We start from the raw sequence: 6056 nt of genomic DNA, 5'->3' as shown, positions 1-6056 counted from the left end.
GGTGAACCGCAGGTCCCCGTCACCCTGGCCGACGGGGCGGCGGACTCGGCCGAGACCACCTCGCCGGACACGACGCGTCCGCCGTACTGGCGCACCTGCTCCCGGCCCCGTCGAAGGATCTCGGACGGCGGGGTCCCGTCCAGGGCGATCAGGCCGTGCACGGCCTTCGCGGGCGCGTTGCGCGGGGAGCCGCTGTCGATCACGACGACCGAGCGGCGGGAGCGGGCGAGGATCAGTGCGTAACTGCGGATCACCGGATGGCCCGTGTCCCGGAAGTGACTGGTGGCGTGCTTGGCGAGTGCGTCGTCACAGCAGCCGATGTGACCGCACTGGGCGCAGCGCCGCAGATGGAACCACCAGCCGCCGTCGGCGTCGCACTCAACGCATCCGGCACCGCTGGGCGGGACGCCGGGGTCGATTCCGGTCTCCTTCGTCATGAGGACTCCTGGGCCGGGTCGGGCACGGTATCGGGGCCGGTGGCGGGGCCAGTGGCGGTGAGGGTGAGGGGGAGCAGCACCTGAAAGCGGGTGTCGCCGGGTGCGGACTCGACTGCCAGGTCACCGTGGTGCTTGTTGACGACGATCCGCCAGGAGATGTCGAGCCCCAGCCCGGTGCCCTCGCCCACCGGCTTGGTGGTGAAGAACGGGTCGAAGATCCGGCCGCGGATCTCGGCCGGCACTCCCGGGCCCGTGTCGCGGAACTCCACCAGCAGCCGGTCGTGCACCAGAGCGGTGCGTACGATCAACGTCCCTTCGCCGCCCGCGCTCTTGATGGCGGAGACGGCGTTGTCGATCAGGTTGGTCCACACCTGGTTCAGTTCGGCCGGGTAGGCCGGAATCCTCGGCACCGAGCGGTCGTACTCCTTCACGACCTTGACCTGGGGACCGATCTTGCCCGACAGCATCAGCAGCGTGCTGTCGAGGAGTTCGTGGACATCGGCGACCTGGTAGGGGGCGCGGTCCAGCTGCGAGTACTGCTTGGCGGCGTCGACGAGGTGCGAGATACGGGTGGTGGAGTCCTCGATCTCGGACATCAACAGCTCGGTCTCGACCGTGTAGGTGAGCCACCCGATGGCACTCTGCAGGATTTCCTGCTCGTCGACGGCCGCCGCGATCTGCTCCAGCCAGTCGATGTCGAGACCGCCCTGCACGAAGGTCGGCGCGATCTGCCAGCCGTTTGGGACACCGTGGTCGTCCAGCCAGTCGGCGAGTGCGTCCTCCCGGTCTGACGCTTCGAGCGGGCTCAGTGCCGGCGCCTTGGAGACCCGCTCGGCCGTACGCTCCTGGAGGTCGACCAGGGCCTTCAGGGCGTCGCGGTGGTAGGGGCCCGAGGCGATGGCGCTGAGCTTGTTGCGCATGTGCGCGACCCGGTCCCTGAGCGACGAGGTGGCCCGTACGGCGGCCGTGGCCGGGTTGTTGAGCTCATGGGTGAGACCCGCGGACAACGAGCCCAGCGCCAGCAGCCGTTCGCGCTGCCCGATGGCCCGCTGAAAGGTCTGCGAACCGAGGGTGAGCCCCTCCATGAGATGGACCGCCATCGGAAACCACTCGTGGATGAAGTTCGCGAACGATTCGGCGGGCAGGACGAAGAACCGTGTCGGCTCCGACACCCGCAGCGAGTTCATGTACCGCTGCGGTTTCCCGTCCCCGAGGTAGGCCATCACGGCCCCCGCGTATACCCCTGGCTGGGACGTGCGGCTCACCTCGATGTCGTCGCTGCCCACCCGGCGCGACATGACGACGGTGCCCTCGATCATCACGTAGAAGCAGGTCGCCGGGTCACCTTCGGCGAACACCGGCCCGGGGTCGAACAGTTCGACCCGTCCCTCGCTGCACAGCCTGCCGAGCTGCTCGGAGTTCAGCTTCTCGAAGAGGAACAGCGAACTGATCTCCCCCGCGCTGCACGGCATCAGCCGCCCGCTCACGACTGCTCCAGATACCGGTGGACGAGCATCACGGCCATGGCTCCCTCTCCGACGGCGGACGCGACCCGCTTGGCGGACTCCGCGCGCGCGTCCCCGGCGACGAACACGCCGGGGATGTTGGTCTCCAGGTGGTACGGCGGCCGGTCCAGCTCCCAGTTGGCCGGTGGCCGCCCGTCGGCGGTCACATCGGGCCCGGCGAGGATGAACCCGCGCTCGTCCCGCGACACCGTTCCCTCCAGCCAGTCGGTCAGCGGGGCCGCGCCGATGAACACGAACAGCCACTGCGCGTCGACGAGTTCGGTCTGACCGCTCGTCGTGTCGCGCAAGGTCAGCTGTTCCAGGTGGTCGTCGCCGTGCGCGGCCTCGACGACCGTGCGGGCCCGCACCGAGATGTTCGGCGACTGGGCGATCTGCTGGATCAGGTAGTGCGACATCGACGCGGTGAGGTCCGCTCCGCGCACCAGCAGGGTGACCGACTTGGCGCCCCTGGACAGGTACATCGCCGCCTGCCCGGCCGAGTTGGCGCCGCCGACGATGTAGATGTCGTGACCCTGGCAGGCGGCGGCCTCGGTGAGCGCCGAGCCGTAGAACACCCCGCGGCCCGACAGCTCGTCGGCACCCGGCGTCTCCAGCTGCCGGTACGACACGCCGGTCGCCAGGATCACGCTGTGCGCCGCGATTGCCGACCCGTCCGCGAAGCGCACGGTGCGGGCCGCGCCGTTGACCTCCAAGCCGGTCACCTCACGGGCGGTGAGGATCTCGGCGCCGAACTTGGTGGCTTGGCGTCGCGCCCGGTCGGTGAGCTGGCCTCCGGACACCCCGTCCGGGAATCCGAGGTAGTTCTCGATCCGTGAACTCTGCCCGGCCTGCCCGCCGGTCGCCGACCGCTCCACCAGCACCGTCCGCAAGCCCTCCGAGGCCCCGTACACGGCCGCGCCCAGCCCGGCCGGACCGCCGCCGATGACGACCAGGTCGTAGAAGTCGGCCGTGGGCGTCGTCGCCAGCCCCACGTGCGCGGCCAGGTCGGGCACCTCCGGCTCGACGAGCGCCGTACCGTCCGCCGTGATCACCACCGGCAGCCGCTGCCCGTCCTGCCCGCAGGCCGCGAGCAGCCGCTGCCCTTCGGGCTCGTCGGTGGAGTACCAGCGGTACGGCACCTGGTTGCGGGCCAGGAACTCCCGTACGTCCGACGAGCGGGCCGACCACCGGTGACCGATCACCTTGGTGGCGGGCACCGGCCGGTAGTCGCTGCACCGCCACGCCTCCAGGAGATCGTCGAGCACCGGGTAGAGCTTCTCCTCGGGCGGATCCCAGGGCTTGAGGAGGTAGTGGTCGAGGTCGACGACGTTGATCGCGTCGATCGCCGCGTTCGAGTCCGCGTACGCGGTCAGTAGCACACGGCGGGCACCCGGATAGACGTCCATGGCGTGTTCGAGGAACTCGATGCCGTTCATCTGCGGCATGCGGTAGTCGGCCACGATCACCGCGAGCAGATCACCGCGCAGCTTCAGCTCCCGCAGCGCGTCCAGCGCGGACTCGCCGGACTCGGCGCGCACGATCCGGTAGGACTCGCCGTAGCGCCGTCGCAGGTCACGGGCGACGGCCCGGGACACCCCGGGGTCGTCGTCCACGGTCATGATGACGGTCCGCGCAGCGTCCGCGGCCTGTGCCATACGTCTCCCACCCCGAGTAATGTGATCCGCTACTTGGCCCATGCCGCGATCCGTTCCGCGATCGCCTCGGGGGCCTCGATGTGCAGGAAGTGACCGACATTGGGGACGACCTCCATCGCGTGCGGGGCGGCGAACCGATGTCGGTCGTCGACCTGCGGGGGGAGGATGCAGCCGTCGTCGGCACCGTGGAGGTGCAGCAGGGGCACCTTGATCGGCTGAGAAAGGCGGCGCGCCGCCCTGAGCATGCCGGGTCGCATCATCTCCCGGTAGTACTTGATGGGCGCGGGCATGCTCGCCCGCAGGTGCTCGTGCAGCTCCGCCTGGACAGCTGGATCCAGCAAGAGACCGGGCGACCACTGACGCCAGAGGCGGTCGATGAGGGCGAGATCGCGGGCGCTGGCCATCCGGCCGCTTCCCGGCAGTTGAAAGAGCCCCATGTACCAGCTCCGGCGTAGCTGAGCGGGGCGCGGCCGGGTCACGAACGTGAGGGGGTGGGGGATGGCGAGCGCGACCGCGCGTTCGATCCGCTCCGGCGCGGTGACGCAGGCATCGTATGTGATCATGGCGCCCCAGTCGTGGCCGACCAACTCCACGGCTCGCCCCGGAGACCAGCGGTCGATCAGCGCGAGCACGTCGCCGGTGAGGGATGCGAAGTCGAACGGCCCCGCGGTCGGGGACGGCGCGTAACCGCGAAGCCAGGGTGCGAGGACGTGACGGCCGCGGCGGCCGAGCTCGGCGAGGAAGGGCTTCGCGGTCGGCGGATGGTCCGGGAAGCCGTGCAGGACGAGCGTCGGTCGACCATCGGGATCACCACCCTGCAGCGCGTGAAAGGTGCCGTGTGGCAGATCGAAGGTGACGTGTTCGAACTCCATGTGTGTCAGCCTTTTCCAAGAGCGGTCGGACGGCAGATGCCGATGCCGGCTTCGGTGTCTCTGGTTGTGGACATGTGCGTCTCCTCGGGCGCCGGGTGTACTGCGGTGTCAGCCGGCCAGTCGGTTGAGCTTGCGGACTTGGCCGTCGAAGGCGCGCGAGGGCACGATCCGGCGCAGGAGGCTGACGCGTCTGGCCATCGAGCCGGCGGTGTACCGGAGCTTGGGCTTGGAATCGGTGGCGGCCGCGACGATCACCTTCGCAACAACGTCCGGGTCGTCGGCGTTGCGCACGGCCGTGGCCAGCACGTCGCGGGAGACCTCCCGCTGCGCGGCGTAGACCGGCAGGGGCGAGTCGGGTGCCATGCTGCTCGCCTCGAAACTCGTGCTCGTGTAGGCCGGCTCGACCAGCAGCATCCGGACGCCGTACTCGCGAAGCTCGTGGTCGACGGACTCGGAGTAGCCCTCGACCGCATGTTTGGTGGCGGCGTAGACGGCCATGAAGGGGGCGGGGATCAGACCGAGTACCGAGGAGACGTTGACCACGCGGCCACTGCCCTGGGCGCGCATGTGGGGCAGCACTGCGTTGGTCATCCGCATCACGCCAAACACGTTGATGTCGAAGATCTCCTTGGCCTGGTCGATCGAGCTCTCCTCGCCCGCGCCGACCGCGCCCACGCCCGCGTTGTTGACCAGGACGTCGATCCGGCCGAACCGATCGATCACCTCCCCGACCAGCGAGCGGACCGACTGGTCGTCGGCCACGTCGAGATCGAGGAACGTCACCCCGGCGAGCGGCTCGGCGTTCGCCGCGTTGCGGCTCGTGCCGACCACCGCGAAGCCGGCGCCCACAAGAGCGAGCGCCGCCGCCCGCCCGATCCCGGAGGAGGCGCCCGTCACGAGGGCCACTGGGGAAGCTGTCTGCATGGTGGTTCCTTCGGCTTTGGGCATGACTTCGTCGTGCGCTGCGCGGGGTCGCCCGCGCCGAGGTCGACACGGTCGGCGCCGGTCCTGCAAGCCCGGACCAAGCCTGTCCGGTGAGCTCAGGATGGTTGTGTACTGAACAGTCAGAAATCTAGGCAGTTCTGTACTGAGCTGTCAAGAAGGGCGGATCGGCTTTACCTTTCTTTGTGGTCGCGACGGCGGTGGCCGAGTGTGTGCGAGCGGCACAGCAGGGGAACGCAAAGCACTCCGTCGTCGGCCACGATCACGTCACCGCGTCGGACGGCGGTGCCGGCGACCACGGCGGACACGTTGACCGGGCCGGGGCCGGCCTCACCGTGCCCTGCGCCGAGACCCCTCGCGAACAGGCAGAGAAGCCCATTGCCGTCAGCTCGGACGGACCATGTGGACCTGCGCGGTCATGCAGCCCATCACCTTGGTCTCGACGTCGGACACGGGTGTGATGTCCAGCAGCAGGCCGGGGGTGAACCTCGCAGACCTGTGGCCGGCGCGGCTCGAACGGGAACCCCAGGGCGGCGACGAGCGGCCGGGTGCGCGGTGGTGGCCGCGGGCCTGGGCGATCCTGCGCGTCAGCAGGGTGGTCACCTGTGCCTGGTTGGGGTCCCGGATACGGGCGGAGATGACGGG

General features: G+C 69.6%; 5 protein-coding genes and 1 pseudogene. All 6 read right to left on the bottom strand.

Annotated elements, in window-relative coordinates; translation table 11 throughout:
* Window positions 1-437 (bottom strand): annotated as a pseudogene (locus ABT116_RS51040) (UBP-type zinc finger domain-containing protein); the annotation flags it as partial.
* Complete coding sequence (locus ABT116_RS38545) at window positions 434-1924, bottom strand: ATP-binding protein (protein WP_351644191.1); 1491 nt, start codon at window positions 1922-1924, stop codon at window positions 434-436. The pseudogene ABT116_RS51040 and the gene ABT116_RS38545, both read right to left, overlap by 4 nt.
* Window positions 1921-3597: an NAD(P)/FAD-dependent oxidoreductase gene (locus ABT116_RS38540; protein ID WP_351644188.1), complete on the bottom strand. Its 1677-nt coding sequence runs from the start codon at window positions 3595-3597 to the stop codon at window positions 1921-1923. Before ABT116_RS38540 ends, ABT116_RS38545 begins: the two co-directional genes overlap by 4 nt.
* A 29-nt stretch (window positions 3598-3626) precedes the next feature.
* Window positions 3627-4469: an alpha/beta fold hydrolase gene (locus ABT116_RS38535; RefSeq protein ID WP_351644185.1), complete on the bottom strand. Its 843-nt coding sequence runs from the start codon at window positions 4467-4469 to the stop codon at window positions 3627-3629.
* 108 nt (window positions 4470-4577) lie between these two features.
* Window positions 4578-5393, bottom strand: coding sequence for an oxidoreductase (locus tag ABT116_RS38530; protein WP_351644182.1), 816 nt, complete (start codon window positions 5391-5393; stop codon window positions 4578-4580).
* A gap of 402 nt (window positions 5394-5795) precedes the next feature.
* Window positions 5796-6056: hypothetical protein (locus ABT116_RS38525; RefSeq protein WP_351644179.1), on the bottom strand; the 261-nt coding region annotated here is incomplete at its 5' end.

It is taken from the genome of Streptomyces sp. NPDC002130, assembly GCF_040296465.1.
Lineage (GTDB): Bacteria > Actinomycetota > Actinomycetes > Streptomycetales > Streptomycetaceae > Streptomyces.
Note: the sequence above shows the minus strand (reverse complement) of the source record. Positions and strands in the feature narration are given on the sequence as shown.

Coding starts and splice junctions, on each gene's coding strand:
- ABT116_RS38540 (WP_351644188.1), bottom strand. CDS start 3,597: ATGGCACAGGCCGCGGACGCTGCGCGGACCGTCATCATGACCGTGGAC.
- ABT116_RS38535 (WP_351644185.1), bottom strand. CDS start 4,469: ATGGAGTTCGAACACGTCACCTTCGATCTGCCACACGGCACCTTTCAC.
- ABT116_RS38530 (WP_351644182.1), bottom strand. CDS start 5,393: ATGCAGACAGCTTCCCCAGTGGCCCTCGTGACGGGCGCCTCCTCCGGG.